17 protein-coding genes are annotated in these 16,389 nt (G+C 69.5%); 11 read left to right on the top strand and 6 right to left on the bottom strand.

Going from position 1 to position 16,389, the window contains the following annotated elements:
• Positions 1 to 2: 2 nt before the first annotated feature.
• From A5696_RS10350 to A5696_RS10330, 5 genes are all read left to right on the top strand, one after another.
• Positions 3 to 974, top strand: coding sequence for an o-succinylbenzoate synthase (locus A5696_RS10350; RefSeq protein ID WP_067877392.1), 972 nt, complete (start codon positions 3 to 5; stop codon positions 972 to 974).
• Entirely contained in the window at positions 971 to 1,750 is a 780-nt protein-coding gene (locus A5696_RS10345) for an alpha/beta fold hydrolase (protein WP_067877389.1), read from the top strand. Before A5696_RS10350 ends, A5696_RS10345 begins: the two co-directional genes overlap by 4 nt.
• A gap of 99 nt (positions 1,751 to 1,849) precedes the next feature.
• Positions 1,850 to 3,487 carry a 2-succinyl-5-enolpyruvyl-6-hydroxy-3-cyclohexene-1-carboxylic-acid synthase gene (menD, locus tag A5696_RS10340; RefSeq protein ID WP_067877419.1) on the top strand — a complete coding sequence of 546 codons (1,638 nt, stop codon included), beginning with the start codon at positions 1,850 to 1,852 and terminating at the stop codon, positions 3,485 to 3,487.
• Positions 3,488 to 3,500: 13 nt separating this feature from the next.
• Positions 3,501 to 4,034: a DUF3592 domain-containing protein gene (locus A5696_RS10335; protein WP_067877385.1), complete on the top strand. Its 534-nt coding sequence runs from the start codon at positions 3,501 to 3,503 to the stop codon at positions 4,032 to 4,034.
• Positions 4,035 to 4,072: 38 nt separating this feature from the next.
• Complete coding sequence (locus A5696_RS10330) at positions 4,073 to 5,227, top strand: glycosyltransferase family 1 protein (protein ID WP_067877382.1); 1,155 nt, start codon at positions 4,073 to 4,075, stop codon at positions 5,225 to 5,227.
• 9 nt (positions 5,228 to 5,236) lie between these two features.
• Here A5696_RS10330 and A5696_RS10325 read toward each other — a convergent pair whose 3' ends face one another.
• Together A5696_RS10325 and A5696_RS10320 are read right to left on the bottom strand one after the other, a co-directional pair.
• The gene (locus A5696_RS10325; protein ID WP_067877379.1) at positions 5,237 to 6,061 is read right to left on the bottom strand and encodes an SDR family oxidoreductase; all 825 of its coding nucleotides are present in this window, start codon (positions 6,059 to 6,061) and stop codon (positions 5,237 to 5,239) included.
• A gap of 43 nt (positions 6,062 to 6,104) precedes the next feature.
• On the bottom strand, positions 6,105 to 6,569 hold the full coding sequence (locus tag A5696_RS10320; RefSeq protein ID WP_067877376.1) for a MarR family winged helix-turn-helix transcriptional regulator: 465 nt from the start codon (positions 6,567 to 6,569) through the stop codon (positions 6,105 to 6,107).
• 80 nt (positions 6,570 to 6,649) lie between these two features.
• On the opposite strand from A5696_RS10320, the gene A5696_RS10315 reads away from it, so the two are divergent.
• Genes A5696_RS10315 through A5696_RS10305 form a run of 3 tightly spaced genes read left to right on the top strand, consistent with a single transcriptional unit; the run spans position 6,650 to position 9,823 of the window.
• Positions 6,650 to 7,807 (top strand): sulfotransferase, encoded by a 1,158-nt coding sequence (locus A5696_RS10315; protein WP_067877373.1) that lies wholly within the window; start codon positions 6,650 to 6,652, stop codon positions 7,805 to 7,807.
• Positions 7,797 to 9,101 (top strand): hypothetical protein, encoded by a 1,305-nt coding sequence (locus A5696_RS10310; protein ID WP_067877370.1) that lies wholly within the window; start codon positions 7,797 to 7,799, stop codon positions 9,099 to 9,101. The genes A5696_RS10315 and A5696_RS10310 overlap by 11 nt, the downstream gene beginning before the upstream one ends.
• 29 nt (positions 9,102 to 9,130) lie before the next feature.
• Complete coding sequence (locus A5696_RS10305; RefSeq protein WP_067877366.1) at positions 9,131 to 9,823, top strand: demethylmenaquinone methyltransferase; 693 nt, start codon at positions 9,131 to 9,133, stop codon at positions 9,821 to 9,823.
• On the opposite strand, the gene A5696_RS10300 is transcribed toward A5696_RS10305, so the two are convergent.
• From A5696_RS10300 to menJ, 3 genes are all read right to left on the bottom strand, one after another.
• Positions 9,817 to 10,152, bottom strand: a complete 336-nt coding sequence (locus A5696_RS10300) for a DUF732 domain-containing protein (RefSeq protein WP_067877362.1) — start codon at positions 10,150 to 10,152, stop codon at positions 9,817 to 9,819. The two genes, A5696_RS10305 and A5696_RS10300, sit on opposite strands and share 7 nt — an antisense overlap.
• Before the next feature lie 25 nt (positions 10,153 to 10,177).
• Entirely contained in the window at positions 10,178 to 10,855 is a 678-nt protein-coding gene (locus A5696_RS10295) for a class I SAM-dependent methyltransferase (protein ID WP_067877359.1), read from the bottom strand.
• 166 nt (positions 10,856 to 11,021) lie between these two features.
• A complete protein-coding gene (gene menJ, locus A5696_RS10290; protein WP_067877356.1) occupies positions 11,022 to 12,248 on the bottom strand; it encodes a menaquinone reductase in 1,227 nt (408 codons plus the stop codon).
• Positions 12,249 to 12,263: 15 nt separating this feature from the next.
• Here menJ and grcC1 point away from each other — a divergent pair, with 15 nt between their 5' ends.
• The 3 genes from grcC1 (at position 12,264) to A5696_RS10275 (ending at position 14,756) form a co-directional block, all read left to right on the top strand.
• Positions 12,264 to 13,271 carry a nonaprenyl/(2E,6E)-farnesyl/geranylgeranyl diphosphat synthase gene (grcC1, locus tag A5696_RS10285; protein ID WP_067877353.1) on the top strand — a complete coding sequence of 336 codons (1,008 nt, stop codon included), beginning with the start codon at positions 12,264 to 12,266 and terminating at the stop codon, positions 13,269 to 13,271.
• Positions 13,272 to 13,353: 82 nt separating this feature from the next.
• Positions 13,354 to 14,208 (top strand): zinc metalloprotease HtpX, encoded by an 855-nt coding sequence (gene htpX, locus A5696_RS10280; RefSeq protein ID WP_067877350.1) that lies wholly within the window; start codon positions 13,354 to 13,356, stop codon positions 14,206 to 14,208.
• A gap of 191 nt (positions 14,209 to 14,399) precedes the next feature.
• Positions 14,400 to 14,756 carry a type II toxin-antitoxin system HicB family antitoxin gene (locus tag A5696_RS10275; protein ID WP_067877348.1) on the top strand — a complete coding sequence of 119 codons (357 nt, stop codon included), beginning with the start codon at positions 14,400 to 14,402 and terminating at the stop codon, positions 14,754 to 14,756.
• Here the strand turns inward: A5696_RS10275 and A5696_RS10270 are convergent.
• The gene (locus tag A5696_RS10270; protein ID WP_067877345.1) at positions 14,753 to 16,261 is read right to left on the bottom strand and encodes a SulP family inorganic anion transporter; all 1,509 of its coding nucleotides are present in this window, start codon (positions 16,259 to 16,261) and stop codon (positions 14,753 to 14,755) included. The genes A5696_RS10275 and A5696_RS10270 overlap by 4 nt on opposite strands.
• Positions 16,262 to 16,389 lie beyond the last annotated feature (128 nt).

Here is a 16,389-nt window from a genome sequence, read left to right as displayed (position 1 = left end):
GCGTGACGCCCTCGCTGGCTGACCTGCTGGATCGGCTGCACGTGGTGGCGCTGCCGATGCGGGTGCGCTTCCGCGGCATCACGACCCGCGAACTCGCGCTGATCGAGGGCCCGGCCGGGTGGGGCGAGTTCGGGGCCTTCCCCGAATACGGTCCGCCCGAGGCCGCGCACTGGCTCGCCGCGGGTATCGAGGCCGCCTACCGCCCGCCCCCGCCGCTGAAGCGCGACCGCATCCCGATCAACGCCACCGTGCCGGCCGTCGAGGCCACCCGGGTCGGCGAGGTGCTGTCCCGGTTCCCGGGGGCGAGCACGGCCAAGGTGAAGGTCGCCGAGCCCGGGCAGACCCTGGCCGACGACGTCGACCGGGTCAACGCCGTGCGCGCACTCGTGCCGACCGTGCGGGTGGACGCCAACGGCGGCTGGAGCGTCGAGCAGGCGGCGCGGGCGGCGGCGGCCCTGACCGCCGACGGCCCGCTGGAGTACCTCGAACAGCCGTGCGCGACCGTCGAGGAGCTGGCCGCGCTGCGCGCGCGGATCGACGTGCCGATCGCCGCCGACGAAAGCATCCGCAAGGCCGACGACCCGCTCGCCGTGGTCCGCGCCGGGGCCGCGGACATCGCCGTGCTGAAAGTCGCCCCGCTGGGCGGGGTTTGGGCCCTGCTTGCCATCGCCGCCCAGATCGACATCCCGGTCGTCGTCTCCAGCGCGCTGGACTCCGCGGTCGGCATAAGCCACGGCCTGACCGCCGCGGCGGCACTGCCGCGGCTGCGCCATGCCTGCGGGCTGGGCACGGGCGGCCTGTTCACCGACGACGTGGCCGACGTACCCGCCCCCGTCGACGGCTACCTTTCCGTCGGGCCGGTGACGCCCGACCCGGCGCGACTGCGGGCCCTGGCCGCCCCGGCCGAGCGGCGGCAATGGTGGATCGACCGGATCAAGGCCTGTCATCCGCTGCTTGTACCGTCGTCCGGATGATCAACCTGGCATACGACGATCGCGGGACCGGTGAGCCCGTCGTTTTCATCGCCGGCCGCGGCGGCGCCGGGCGCACCTGGCACCCGCACCAGGTCCCGGCCTTCCTGGCCGCGGGATACCGCTGCATCACCTTCGACAACCGCGGGATCGGCGACACCGAAAACGCCGAGGGATTCACGACGCAGACCATGGTCGCCGACACCGCGGCGCTGATCGAGTCGCTGGGCGCCGCCCCGGCCCGCATCGTCGGGGTGTCCATGGGCGCGTTCATCGCGCAGGAGCTCATGGTGGCGCGGCCCGAGCTGGTCAAATCGGCGGTGCTGATGGCCACCCGAGGCCGGCTGGACCGCGCCCGCCAGTTCTTCCACGACGCCGAGGTCGAGCTGCACGCCTCGGGGGTCCAGGTGCCGCCCATGCTGGACGCGCGAAACCGCCTGCTGGAGAGCTTTTCGCGCAAGACGCTCAACGATGACGCGGCCGTCGACGACTGGATCGCGATGTTCACCACGTGGCCGGTCAAGCAGACCCCGGGCCTGCGCACCCAGATGTACGTTTCGCCACAGACCAACCGGCTGGCCGCCTACCGCAGCATCGCCGCGCCGGTGCTGGTGCTCGGCTTCGCCGACGACATCGTGACGCCGGCCTACCTGGGGCGGGAGGTCGCCGACGCGATCCCCAACGGGCGGTACCTGCAGATACCCGACGCCGGTCACCTCGGGTTCCTGGAGCGCCCCCAGGCCGTCAACGCCGCGGCGCTGCAGTTCTTCAAGTCCTAGTTGGGCGCCCAGCGTCGACTTGTTGCGCGAAATCAAGGCGATTTGGCTCAACAACTCCACGTTCGGCGGCCAATCGCAGGGTTGTGACACGCTGTAGTGGTGAACCCCTCGACGACACAGGCCCGCGTCGTCGTCGACGAACTGATTCGCGGCGGCGTCCGCGACGTGGTGCTGTGCCCCGGGTCGCGCAACGCCCCGCTGGCGTTTGCGCTGCAGGACGCCGACCGGTCCGGCCGGGTCCGGCTGCACGTCCGCATCGACGAGCGCACCGCGGGCTACCTGGCGATCGGGCTGGCGATCGGCGCCGGTGCTCCGGTGTGCATCGCGATGACGTCGGGTACCGCCGTGGCCAACCTCGGCCCGGCCGTGGTCGAGGCCAACTACGCGCGGGTGCCGCTGGTCGTGCTGTCGGCCAACCGGCCCTACGAGCTGCTGGGCACCGGGGCCAACCAGACCATGGAGCAGCTGGGCTACTTCGGCACCCAGGTCCGCGCCGCCGTCAGCCTCGGCCTGGCCGAGGACGCGCCCGAGCGGCTGGATTCGCTCAACGCCACGTGGCGATCGGCCACCTGCCGCGTGCTGGCGGCCGCGACGGGATCGCGCAACGCCAACGCCGGCCCCGTGCAGTTCGACATCCCGCTGCGCGAACCGCTGGTGCCGGACCCCGAACCCCACCGCGCCGCGACCCCGCCGCGGCGGCCCGGCGGCAGGCCGTGGACGTACACGCCGCCGGCAACCTTCGACCAACCGCTGGACGTCGACCTGACGCCCGACACGGTCGTCATCGCCGGACACGGCGCGGGCGTCCAGCCCAACCTGGAGCAGCTGCCCACCGTCGCCGAGCCGACGGCGCCGGCGCCGGCCAACCCCCTACACCCGCTCGCGCTGCCGCTGCTGCGACCGAAGCAGGTGATCATGCTCGGCCGCCCGACGCTGCACCGCCCGGTGTCGGCGTTGCTGGCCGACCCCAACGTGCCGGTGTACGCCCTGACCACCGGGCCCCGCTGGCCGGACGTCTCGGGCAACTCGCAGGCCACCGGAACGCGGGCGGTCACCAGCGGGGCGCCCCACCCCGCGTGGCTGCGCCGCTGCGCGGAGATGAACGAGCACGCGGTCTCCGCGGTCCGGGGGCAGCTGGCGGTGCACCCGCTGACCACCGGGCTGCACGTCGCCGCGGCCGTGGCCGACGCGCTGCGGCCGGGTGACCAGCTGGTGCTCGGGGCGTCCAACCCGGTGCGCGACGCGGCGCTGGTCGGTTTGGACGCCCACGGAATACAGGTGCGGTCCAACCGCGGGGTCGCCGGCATCGACGGCACGGTGTCCACCGCGATCGGCGCCGCCCTTGCACATGAGGGGTCGCACGACGGCCGGACCGTCGCGCTGATCGGCGACCTGACGTTCGTGCACGACAGCTCCGGGCTGCTGATCGGCCCCACCGAACCGACACCGCAACGGCTGACGATCGTCGTGTCCAACGACAACGGCGGCGGCATCTTCGAACTGCTCGAGCAGGGTGACCCGAGGTTCTCCGATGTGTCCTCGCGGATCTTCGGCACCCCGCACGACGTCGACGTCGGCGCCCTGTGCCGCGCGTACCACGTGGAGAGCCGCCAGATCGAGGTCGACGAGCTCGACGCGGCGCTCGACGAACCGGGGACCGGCATGCGGGTGCTGGAGGTCAAGGCGGACCGCTCGTCGCTGCGGCAGCTGCACGCCGCCATCAAGGCCGCTCTATGAATTTTCGAGCACCGTGATCGATCCAAAAGCATTGCTGCACATCCTGATTCATGGCCGCAGCGACGAGCCGCCGACCACCCGGGCCGGGATTACGTTGCGGTGGTTGCGGATTGCGGTGTTGATCCTGGCCGGCCTGGTCACGCTGCAGTCGGTGCTGCTGGTGGCCGGCGCCTGGCGCAACGATCTCGCGATTCGGCACCACATGGGCGTGGCCCAGGCCGAGGTCCTCAGCGCCGGACCGCGGCGCTCCACCATCGAATTCGTCACACCCGAGCGCGTCACCTACCGGCCCGAGCTCGGGGTGCTGTATCCCTCCGAGCTGGCGACCGGCATGAGGATCTACGTGGAGTACAACAAGAACGACCCGAACCTGGTTCGGGTGCAGCATCGCAACGCCGGCCTGGCGATCATCCCGGCGGGTTCCATCGCGGTGGTGGCCTGGTTGGTCGCGGCGGCCGCCCTGATCGGCCTGGCGCTGCTGGACAGGGGGCTGGATCGCCGCGCCAAGGCGCCCGACCAGCAGATTTCGCACGACGTATGCTCGTAGGCAACCTTTCCGACAGCCGGCGCTGACATCGTGGTGTTGTGCGCGTTGCCATCGTCGCCGAGTCCTTCCTCCCCAATGTCAACGGTGTCAGCAACTCAGTGCTGCGCGTCCTCGAGCATCTGCGTCGCACCGGCCACGAAGCCCTCGTCATCGCCCCCGACAACCCGCCGGGCCAGCCGCGGGCGGATCGGATTCACGACGGCATCCGGGTGCACCGGGTGCCGTCGCGGATGTTCCCCAAGGTCACCACGCTGCCGCTTGGGCTGCCCATGCCCCGAATGGTCAGCGTGCTACGCGGATTCGACCCCGACGTCGTGCATCTGGCGTCGCCGGCGTTGCTGGGTTACGGCGGGGTGAAAGCGGCCCGCTGGCTCGGGGTGCCGACGGTCGCGGTGTATCAAACCGACGTCCCGGGTTTCGCGGCGAGCTACGGCATCCCGATGACGACCCGCGCCGCGTGGGCCTGGTTTCGGCACCTGCACACCCTGGCCGACCGGACGCTGGCGCCGTCCAGCGTGACGATGGAATCGCTCGTCGCGCAGCGGTTCCCGCGGGTGCACCGGTGGGCGCGCGGGGTCGACGTGCTGCGGTTCGCGCCGTCGGCCCGCAGTGATGAGCTCAGGCGGCGGTGGTCGCCGCACGGCAAGCCGATCGTCGGGTTCGTGGGCAGGCTCGCGCCGGAGAAGCACGTCGAACGGCTGACCGCGCTGACCGCCGACGATTCCGTGCAGCTGGTCATCGTCGGCGACGGCGTCGATCAGCGCAAACTGCAATCGGCAATGCCCACAGCGGTTTTCACTGGAGCGCTGTACGGCGAGGAGCTCGCCGCGGCGTACGCCAGCATGGACGTCTTCGTGCACCCCGGTGAGCACGAGACCTTCTGCCAGGTCGTGCAGGAAGCGCTGGCCTCGGGGCTGCCGGTGATCGCCCCGGACGCCGGCGGGCCACGAGACCTGGTGGCCCCGTACCGCACCGGACTGCTGTTGGCAGTGAACGAGTTCGAGGCGCGGCTGCCCGAAGCGGTCGCACACCTGCTCGCCGAGCGGCACCGCTATGCGCCGGCCGCCCGGCGCAGCGTGCTCGGCCGCAGCTGGCCGGTCATCTGCGACGAGCTGCTCGGCCACTACGAGGCGGTGCTGTCGCCGTTCTCCCGGCGGCGCGTGTTCGCCAAGCGCTACGCCCAGGGCGAGTAGCCGTCGCGGTCAGCCCTGCGCCAGCTCCGCGAGGGGCTGCCACTGCTCCCAGGTGCGTAACCGGTTCTCGTAGTCGGCCCTGGCCGTCTGCAGCGGCGAAGCGCCGAAGAACACCCGCAGCGGCGGCTCCTTCGCGTCCACCACCTTCAACAGCGCGGCCGCCGACGCCGCAGGGTCGCCCGGGCTGGCCCAGCGCCTGCTGCGCTCGGCCTGGACCGCGGCGCGCACCTCGTCGTACGCCGGCAGGGGATTGGAGTGCCTCGCCGACGCGCCACTCCAGTCGGTGTCGAAGCCGCCGGGTTCGACCAGCGTGACGTGTACGCCAAAGGGCGCGACCTCCAGGGCCAGCGCCTGCGAGAAGCCCTCCAGCGCCCACTTCGACGCGTGGTACATGCCGACCAAGGGAAACGCGACGATGCCGCCGATCGAGGACACCTGGATGATGTGGCCGCCGCGCTGCTCGCGCAGGTACGGCAACGCGGCTTGCGTAACCCACAGCGCCCCAAACACATTGGTCTCGATCTGATCGCGCGCCTCTTGCTCGGTGAGCTCCTCGACGAACCCGAAGTGCCCGTAACCGGCGTTGTTCACCACGACGTCCAGGCGACCGAAATGGTCGTGCGCCTGCTTGACCGCCGCGAAGTCGGCCTCACGGTCGGTGACATCCAACCGAATCGGCAGCAGCGCGTCGCCGTACTTCCCGACCAGGTCGTCCAGCGATGCCGTGTCGCGTGCCGTGGCCGCGACCTTGTCGCCGCGCTCCAGCGCGGCTTTCGCCCATTCGCGCCCGAATCCGCGCGACGTACCGGTGATAAACCAAACTTTTTCGCTCACGCAGTGATGCAACGCAACCGTCGGCGCGTCATTCCCGGCGGGCTCACCGGATCGGCGTCCATTGCGTGTCGTTGAGGAATCTCTTGAGGAGCCGGTCGAGCTGGTGGAGGTCGGCTGCCGACCATCCCGAAAGCGCCCGGGCCAGATGATCCCGCCGCACCTCGTGGAGTGCTCCCGCGGCGCGTTCGCCCGGCGCCGTTGCCTCGATGACCGACACCCGTCCGTCGCTTGGATCGCCCCGGCGCGCGGCGAGTCCCGCGTCGACAAGCGCTTGCACCCGGCGCGTGGCCATCCCGACGTCCATGTGCGCCATGCTCGCCAGGCGTCCCATCGGCTGCGGTCCCTCGTCAATCAAGACGCGTAGCAGAATGTAGGACGGCTGCGACAGCTCGGTGTCGGCGGCCGCCGCCTGTCGCGCGAATGCCGAGCGGCTCACGCTGAGCCGCACGATGCGCGCAAGTGTGGCGCTGATGGAATCCACCGAATCCAGCTTGCGGACGGATGTCACGCGCGCACCGTAGCCGGATAAGTTTGACATAGTCAAATAAATGGCGATAGCTTGGCTCCCTCGGGATCTGAGGAGAAGTCATGCCCGCAACCCGCTTCTACTTCGACTGGGCCAACTACCGCACCATGCTTCGGCTGTTGCGTCGCGACCCACCGGCGTCGAAGCCATGGATCCGCTACTTCGCCTTCCTCATCGGCGTGCCGGCAGTCGCGGCCGTCCACGCGGCATGCTTCGCGCTCGATCCGATCCTGTTCGGATCGCTGCGACGGACGACGGTGGTCGCGCCGACCTTCTGTGTCGGGCACGCCCGCAGCGGCACGACGTATCTGCACCGGCTGATGGCGGCGGACCCGCAGTTCAGCTACGCATTGATGTACGAGCTTTTCTTCCCTTCGCTGCTGCAGAAACGCCTGCTGCGCCTGCTGTTTCGGCTCGACGCCGCGCTCATGGGCGGGCGGCTGCGTCACCGCCTCGATGCGGCCGAGGAGCAACGGTTCGCGCCGACCGACGACATGCACAGGACCGGCTTCTTCGTTCCGGAAGAAGACGACTTCTTTCTGACGTGGTCGCTGTGCTCCGGGTTCTGGATCGTCATGTTTCCCTTCATGGGCGAGCTGGACTTCTACCACGTCGACCACTGGCCGGACCGCAAGCGGCGGCGGGTGATGGGCTTCTACTCCGAATGCGTCCGGCGCCAGATCGCGCTGAACGGCGGCGGGACGCACCTGAGCAAGAATCCCACCTTCTGCGGCCGCGTCGAAGCGCTGATCGAGACGTTTCCGGACGCGAGATTCATTGTGCCCCTGCGCAATCCTTACGAGACGATCCCGAGCCTGCTCAAGCTGTTGAAGAACGAGTGGGACCTGCGGGGTCGCGACGAGCACCTGATCGCGAAATCGCTGCGCGTGCTCGCGGATCAGTCGTTCGACGCGTATCGGCACCCGCTCGACGTCCTGGCCAGGCACCCCGAAGTGCGCTCGGCCGTCGTCGACTATCGCGAGCTGGTGGCGCACCCCGAGGCCACGATGCGCCGGATCTACCGCGAGCTGCAGCTCGACCTGGGACCGGTGGCCGCCAAGGCGTTCGAGTCCGCGGGCACCGCAGGCGGGCACGAGTCGGCCCACCGCTACAGCCTCGAGGAGTTCGGGCTCGATCCGCGGGAAATCCACACGCGCCTGGCCGACCTGTTCGAGCAATACCGGTGGGATACCGAAGGAGAGCGTGCACATGCCCACTGAATCAAGCCGGCTCGCCCTGCGGGCCGCCTGGACCGACATGATCGACGCCCTGACCCGGGCCCGCGACGCCGTCGACTCCGCCGAACTGCACGCCCCGCCGGTCACCGAGCAAAGCCTGGCGGACGGATACCGCTACCTGCTGGGCTTCGTGTTCAGCGCCATCGAGCGCGGCCTCTGCGAGGACCCCGAATTCCCGTATTTCCGGCGTGCCATCCAGCCCGTGGACAAGGCCACCATCGACAACGCCGACGCGCTGTACCTCTCGGCCGCCATCGACGGCACCAAAAGCTACCGGATACGCGGCCGGCTCGTCCCAAAAGCGCCGCAGTACATCATCTTCGAGGCCCACAGCGGCTATGCCGGCGACACCGGCAGCCTGGCCGAACTCGGTCCCGGCGGGCGCGCCATCACCGGGTCCCTGGACATCGCGGATCTGCTCGTCGACGACGACGGCCGATTCGAGATCCTGCTGGCGCCGCGGCGGCCCGCCGATCACTCGGGGAATTTCATCGCCACGGCGACCGTCGACGGGACCGTGCCGGCGCAATACCTGATCGCCCGCATGCTCTTTCATGACTGGGAGCACGAAGCATCGCCCGAGCTGCACATCGTGCAGATCGGCAAGGAGGGCGCCCGGCCCGCGCCGCTCGATCCCGACGCCGTGGCGCGCAACGTCCGCCGCATCGGCACCATCGTCGAAAACCAGATGACGTTCTGGAACCAGTTCTATGACCTGGTGCTCGAGGCGCACGGCGACAAGAACGGCGACGGGGCCACCCTCATGCCGCGCAACGACCTGAACGAGCCGGCATTGGCCAATCTCGCGACCGGCGGCGGGCAGAGCACCAACGTCTACTCCGGTGGCGTCTACGACCTGGCCGACGACGAAGCGCTGCTGGTCGAAGTCGTCGTGCCGGTGCCGCCCGCGTACATGGGCTTCCACCTGGCCAACCTGTGGGGCGAGTCACTCGACTACGCCAACCACACCTGCAGCCTCAACGGATTTCAGTCCGAACCGGATCCCGACGGGGCCATCCGCTACGTCGTCGCCGGCGCCGACCCCGGCGTGCCGAACTGGCTCGACACCGCCGGCCACCCGGGTGGTTTCCTGGCCCTGCGGTGGACCTACTCCACGCCGCCGCCCGAATTGCCGAAGGCCTCGGTGACCAAGGTGCCGCTCGTCGGCGTGCGCGAACACCTCCCCGCTGCCACCCGCGTCGTCTCCGCCGAGGAACGCCGCGAACAGATCAGGGTGCGCCAGGAGCACGTCCAGCGGCGTTACCGGCAATACTGACCCGCCCGTGCCCGGGTAGCGTCGACGTCGTGAGTCGCGCGGCGCTGGACAAGAACCCCAGGGACGTCGCGTCGATGTTCGACGGCGTCGCCCGCCGATATGACGTGACCAACATCGTGCTGTCGCTGGGGCAGGACCGGTACTGGCGGCGAGCCACCCGCTCAGCGCTGCGGATCGGGCCGGGCGAGAAGGTGCTGGACCTGGCCGCGGGCACCGCGGTGTCCACCGTCGAGTTGCGCAAGTCCGGGGCGTGGTGCGTGGCCGCCGATTTCTCGGTCGGCATGCTGGCGGCGGGCGCCGGTCGCGACGTGCCGAAGGTCGCCGGCGACGCCACCAAGCTGCCGTTTGCCGACGGGGTGTTCGACGCGGTCACCATCAGTTTCGGGTTGCGCAATGTTGCCGACCAGCACGCGGCGCTGGAGGAGATGTTCCGCGTCACCCGGCCGGGCGGCCGGTTGGTGGTGTGCGAATTCTCCACCCCCACCAATGCGGTGTTCGCGACCGTGTACAAGGAATATCTGATGCGGACCCTGCCGCGGGTGGCGCGGGCGGTGTCTTCCAACCCCGACGCCTACGTCTACCTCGCCGAGTCGATCAGGGCCTGGCCCGATCAGCCCACGCTGGCGCAGCGGATTTCGGCGGCCGGGTGGTCGGCGGTGCGCTGGCGCAACCTGACCGGCGGCATCGTGGCGCTGCACGCGGGATACAAACCGGGCTACTGACCTGCGCGCTGGATGAAGCCGACCTGGTCGGGGCAGTAATGGTCGATTGCGGCGCCGAGGAACTGGAGCGCCTGGCCCTGGGTGGTGCCCAGCGGCAGGTTGCGCTGGAGGAAGGTGGCCGACTTGTACGCGTCGCCGTCCACGCCCCTGCCGATCCGGTCACAGGAGATCTTGCCCAGCCAGGCCAGCTGGTCCTGCGGGCCGTACACGCCGAAGCGATTGACGGTTTGCTTGAACACGTAGTCGTAATCGTCGGCCTGAGCAGGCGCCGCCAGTGCGACAGCGGCGCCCGCCATGGCGATCAGAGAAGCCAGTCTCATGCCCTTCATTAGCCGGACTATACACCTGCGCTGGTCAGGAGCCCAGGTGCGCCGACAGCAGCCACGCGCCGACCGACTTCAGACCGTCGGGCTCGTCGCGGACGTCGCCGAACGGCGAGCCGTCAAAACCGTCGGGCAGGTTGGCGTAGATGCGCGCCGGCCGGATCTCGTCGACGACCCAATACTCGGACACCGCCTCGCGCAACTCGTCTGCGGTCACCCCGTTGATCGGACCGTCCGGCACCGCGGCCTTGTCGAAAACCAGCGCGAAGTAGGAGGCGCCGGGCGCGGCGGCCCGCTTGATCGACTGCTGGTAGCCCTCGCGCGCCTCGACGGGGATCGAGTGAAAAAGGGTCGAATCGACGATCGTGTCGAACCGGCCGTCATAGCCGGTGAACTTGCTGATGTCGGCGACCTCGAAGGTCGCGTTGGTCAGACCGCGCTTCTCGGCCTCGCGCCGGGCCAGGCCGATCGCGGTGGGCGAGAGGTCCAGGCCCACCGTGGTGTGCCCGCGGGCGGCCAGGGTCAGCGAGATGGCCGCCTCCCCGCAGCCGACGTCGAGCACGTCGCCGTGGAACCTGCCCTGCTCGATCAGCGCGGCCAGCTCGGGTTGTGGGGCGCCGATGCTCCAGGGCGGCCGCGTGCCCTCACCGAATTGGGCGGATTCACCGCGGTAGGCGGTTTCGAACTCGAAATCTAGTGGTTGCGTCATGCGATCATGGTATATCAATCAGGCTGATACATGTCAATGGTATTGATACGCCGAGCTGGGGTCCCTTCCGCGGGCGAGCAGGCACAAAAGCCCCCGATTCGGTTGCGAAACTGGGGCTTTTGCGTTCCCCCGCAAGCGGGAGGTACCCCCAGCTCGGGCGGCAATGTCAGCTGAACGGCGTCCGGCGATCGATCAGCCGCGACAGCCGCCCACCGCCGCGCCAGACGCGCGCCACCCAGTCGGCGTCGTCGTCGGTGACCAGGTTGGCCATCACGCGCACGGCGATCGTCATCAGCCGCGTCGAGCGCATCGCGACCGGGCCCGTTGCGGGCAGGAAGCGCTGGAACGTCAGCAGCAGGGCGAGCCTGCGGGCCACCGAAAATCCGCGGCCGTAATGCTGCTGCAGCAGCGACGGCCACACGTGCGAGGGGTCGCGGCAGTCCAGCAGCTCGGCGGCCAGCCGACCCGTCTCCAGGCCGTAGTCGATGCCCTCGCCGTTGAGCGGGTTGACGCACGCCGCCGCGTCGCCGATCAGCATCCAGTTGGGCCCGGCCACCCCGGAGACCGCGCCGCCCATCGGCAGCAGCGCCGACGACACCGCCCGCGGCTCGCCGGAAAAGCCCCATTCGTCGCGGCGCAGGTCGGTGTAGTAGGAGATCAGCGGCCGCAGCGCCAGGTCCGCCGGCCGCTTCGACGTCGACAGGGCCCCGACGCCGATGTTCACCTCGCCGTTGCCGAGCGGGAAGATCCAGCCGTAGCCGGGCAACACGGCGCCGTCGGGGGAGCGCAGTTCCAGGTGCGAGGTCAGCCAGGGGTCGTCGGCCCGCGGCGTGGTCAGGTAGCCGCGCGCCGCCACGCCGTACACCGTCTCCTGGTGCCAGTGCCGGCCCAGTTTGCGGCCCAGCGGCGAACGGGCCCCGTCGGCGACGATCAGCCGGCCGCACCTGACGTCGGTGCCGTCGGCCAGTGTCAGCGAAACCACGCGCCGCGACGAGTCATGATGCGGGGCAACCGCTTTCGTTCCGAGCAGCATCCGGGCCCCGGAGTCCTCGGCGCACTTGCGGATCCGGTCGTCCAGCTCGAAGCGGGCCACCGCGCTGCTGGTCGACGGGAACGACGGGCCGGGCCAGTCGATCTCCACCTCGCCGCCGAACCCGCTCATCCGCAGCCCGCGGTGCCGGATGCGGGTGTCGAGCCAGTCGCCGAGCCCCAGCAGTTCCAGCTCGGCGACCGCGCGCGGGGTCAGCCCGTCGCCGCACGGCTTGTCGCGCGGGAAGCCGGCGGAGTCGATGACGAGGACGTCGGCGCCGGCGCGGGCGGCCCAGGCGGCCGCCGCCGAGCCCGCGGGTCCGGCGCCGACGACCACCACGTCGGCCTTCATGTCCACGCCCACCAGTATGTTGGTCGGGTGAGGACTCCGGCGACGGTGGTGGCGGGCATTGACTTCGGGGACGCCGATTTCGCCGGCATCGTGCGCGACGGCGTCGGCCGGATCGAGCAGCTCATGGACACCGAGCTGCGCAGCGCCGACGCGGTGATGACGGACTCGCTGATGTATCTCTTCAAGGCCGGCGGCAAGCGGTTCCGGCCGCTGTTCACCGTGCTGTCGGCGCAGATCGGACCGAACCCGGAGGCGGCGGAGGTGACGATCGCCGGCGCGGTGATCGAACTGGTGCACCTGGCCACGCTCTATCACGACGACGTGATGGACGAGGCGGAGGTCCGCCGCGGCACGCCCACCGCCAACGTGCGCTGGAGCAACAACGTCGCGATCCTCGCCGGTGACTACCTGTTTGCGACGGCGTCGCGGCTGGTGTCGCGGCTGGGACCGGAGGCGGTGCGGCTCATCGCCGAGACGTTCGCCCAATTGGTGACCGGGCAGATGCGCGAGGGCCGGGGTGCCGCCGAAGGGGCGGATCCGGTCGAGCACTACCTGAAGGTGGTGTACGAGAAGACGGCCTGCCTGATCTCGGCGGCCGGCCGGTTCGGCGCGATGTTCGCCGGCGCCGATGGCGAGCAGGTGGACCGGCTGAGCCGGCTGGGCGGCATCGTCGGCACGGCGTTCCAGATCTCCGACGACATCATCGACATCGACAGCGACTCGCACGAGTCCGGCAAGCTGCCCGGGACCGACATCCGCGAAGGCGTGCACACCCTGCCGATGGTCTACGCGCTGCGAGAGCCGGGCCCCGAGGCTGCGCGGCTGCGCGAGCTGCTGTCCGGGCCCGTCGAGGACGACGCGGCGGTGGACGAGGCTTTGACGCTGTTGCGTGCGTCACCCGGCATGGCCAAGGCCAAGCACTTCCTGGAGCAGTACGCGGCCGAGGCCCGGCAGGAGCTGGCCCTTTTGCCCGACGCCCCCGGTCGGCGCGCGCTGGAGACGCTGGTCGACTACACGGTGAGTAGGCACGGTTAGCGCCCCTAACGGACCCAGCGGAACCCCGACCGCCTCTTCGGGCGTTCAATGGGCGATAGGCAATGCTCCAAGGAGGAGACCGATGACCTGGCATCCGCATGCCAACTGGCTGAAGACCTTCGCCCTGTTGGTCGGCATGTCCGCGTTGATCGTGTTTGTCGGCTCGCTGTTCGGCCGGACGGCGATGTGGCTGGCGGTGCTGTTCGCCATCGGCATGAACGCCTACACGTACTTCAACAGCGACAAGCTGGCGCTGCGGGCGATGCACGCGCAGCCGGTTTCCGAGCTGCAGGCGCCGGTGATGTACCGGATCGTGCGCGAGCTGGCCACGGCCGCGCACCAGCCGATGCCGCGGCTGTACATCAGCGACACCAACGCACCCAACGCGTTCGCCACCGGACGCAACCCGCGCAACGCGGCGGTGTGCTGCACCACCGGCATTTTGGAAATCCTCAACGAGCGCGAGCTGCGCGCCGTGCTCGGCCACGAGCTTTCCCACGTCTACAACCGCGACATCCTGATCTCCTGCATCGCCGGCGCCATGGCGTCGGTGATCACCGCCCTGTCCTACATGGCGATGTTCTTCGGCGGCGGAAACCGGGAGGGCGGCAATCCCTTTGCGATGCTGCTGGTTTCGTTGCTGGGGCCGATCGCCGCGACGGTGGTCCGGCTGGCCGTGTCCCGCTCGCGGGAGTACCAGGCCGACGAGTCGGGCGCCGTGCTGACCGGCGACCCGTTGGCCCTGGCGTCGGCGCTGCGCAAGATTTCCGGCGGGGTGCAGCTCGCGCCGCTGCCCCCGGAGCCGCAGCTGGCCAGCCAGGCTCACCTGATGATCGCCAACCCGTTCCGCGCGGGCGAGCGGATCGGTTCGCTGTTCTCGACGCACCCGCCGATCGAGGACCGCATCCGTCGGCTCGAGGAGATGGCGAGGGGCTGAGAGCTTCCCCCCAGCTTTGGTAGCGCATGCGCTACCGATTCCTGGGGAAGTCGCATGGTCTGGAGAGGCGCTCTCCGCTGGGATGATTGGCTCCCGAACCTGGTGGCGCATCTGCTACCAAAGAGGCCCGAAGCTCTCCCTGGGGATGAGTGACTCGCGAATCCGGTAGCGGATGCGCTCTCAAATTCCGCGTGGACCGTTACACCTACCGCGCTGAATGGTCGCCTCATTACAACGAGTACGTCGGCGTGTGCGTCGAACTGCCTTACCTGAGGCGCGAGGCGCCGACCGCCCCGGAGGCCGTCGCCGCCATCCAGGAGGCACTCGTGGAACACCTATGCACCCTGCGCGCCTGCGGGGATCCCATCCCCGCACCGCTTTCCGAACGCCGTTACAGCGGGACGTTCAGCGTCAGGACATCACCGGAGCTGCACGCGCGGCTGGTTCTGGAGTCCATCGAGCAGGGGGTGTCGATGAACCAGTGGATAGTCCAGAAGCTCAGCGGGCGGGCGCCCAGCAGCACGTTCGGGCTGTCCGGTTTCGATTAAGCCGCGCGTCGTTCGGCAACCGCGTCGCCGGTCCGGCTTCCGAGGTGCCCGGTCTCGAACATCCCCCGGACCTCGACCGTGCCGCCGGTGGCCTCGAACTGCCGCTGCCAGTCGTTGATCGCCTGATGCGCGGCGTGGTCGAGGTAGTTGACCGAAAGGTCCACCGTGACCGCGGCGCCGGCAGGAACGGACGCCAGCACGCGCGTCAGCCGTGGCAGCGCCAGGAAGGTGCATGCCGGCCCCTCGATCAGCACGTGCCAGTCATCCCCGACGGGCTTGGCTTCGACCTTGGCACGGATCACCCGCCACCCGGTCAACGCGATGGCCAGTGCGAGTCCGATCAGCACGCCGTGCAGCAGGTTGAGGAAGATGACACTGACAACGGTCACGACGTAGACCGCGAGATCCCCGTGCTTCATTGCCGTTTCGATGTGGGCGGGCATGAGCAGCTGGACGCCGATGACGATCAGCAGGCCGGCCAGCGCGGCCGTCGGGATCTCTTCGACGAGTTCCGCGAAGGGAACGGTGAACAACAGGATCCACAGGCCGTGCATCATCGACGACGCGCGGGACTTGGCGCCCGCGTTGACATTGGTTGAGCTGCGGACGATTACACCGGTGACCGGCAGGCCGCCGATGGCCCCCGACACCATGTTGGCGGTGCCCTGCCCGATCAGCTCGCGGTTGAAGTCGGTGCGCGGCCCGTTGTGCATCCGGTCGACCGACACCGCCGACAGCAGGCTCTCGACGCTGGCGATCAGCGCGACGGTGATGACGCCGATCGCCACCGCACCCCAGTTGCCGTGCGGGATGTCAGGCAACTGCAGCGCGTCCAGCGGCGACCCGTCGAGGTCGATCCGCCGCACATGGAACGGAAACACGACCGAGACGAGCGTCACCGCCACGATGGCGACCAGGGGACCCGGGACGAAGCGCAGCCTGGCCGGAACCCAGCGCCATGCGACCAGGATGGCGATCACCAGCGCGCCCAGCAGCACTCCGGGCCGATGCGAGTCGATGATCTGACCCGGCAGCCCAATCAGGTTGTGCCAGGCCGAGCTTTTGGATTTTCCGCCCAGCAGCACGTGCGCCTGCTGCAACGCGATCGTGATCCCGATGCCCGCCAGCATGGCGTGCACGACGACGGGTGAGATGGCCAGTGCCGCCCGCGCGACGCGGCTGAGCCCCAGCAGAACCTGCACGACGCCGGCGGCCAGGGTGATCAAACACGTTATGCCCCAACCGAAATCGGAGACCAGGCCGGCGACCACCACCGTCAGCCCGGCGGCGGGGCCACTGACCTGCAGCGGCGAGCCGCCGATGGCGCCGACGATGATGCCGCCGACGACCGCGGCGATCAGGCCGGCGAGCACCGGGGCGTTCGACGCTATCGCGATTCCCAGCGACAACGGGAGGGCGACCAGGAAAACCACCAGCGACGACGGCAGGTCGTGTCGGACAATCATTTGTATCCGGTCGCGTCGTGAGCTTTCGATATTGGGCATCGTTCGCTTCCGTCGTCGGGTAGGGTTGCGCTACGTCGGCGTAGCATCTTGGCGCACAACGGATTACGACCGCGCCAATCGGCAGGCGACAGCCTGGCTACCTCGTCCGACGGTAGGGGGCAGGCAAA

It is taken from the genome of Mycobacterium sp. E2699 (assembly GCF_001666745.1).
Taxonomy (GTDB): Bacteria; Actinomycetota; Actinomycetes; order Mycobacteriales; family Mycobacteriaceae; genus Mycobacterium.
The sequence above is the reverse complement of the archived record's forward strand: the minus strand, read 5'-3'. Positions and strand labels throughout refer to the sequence as shown.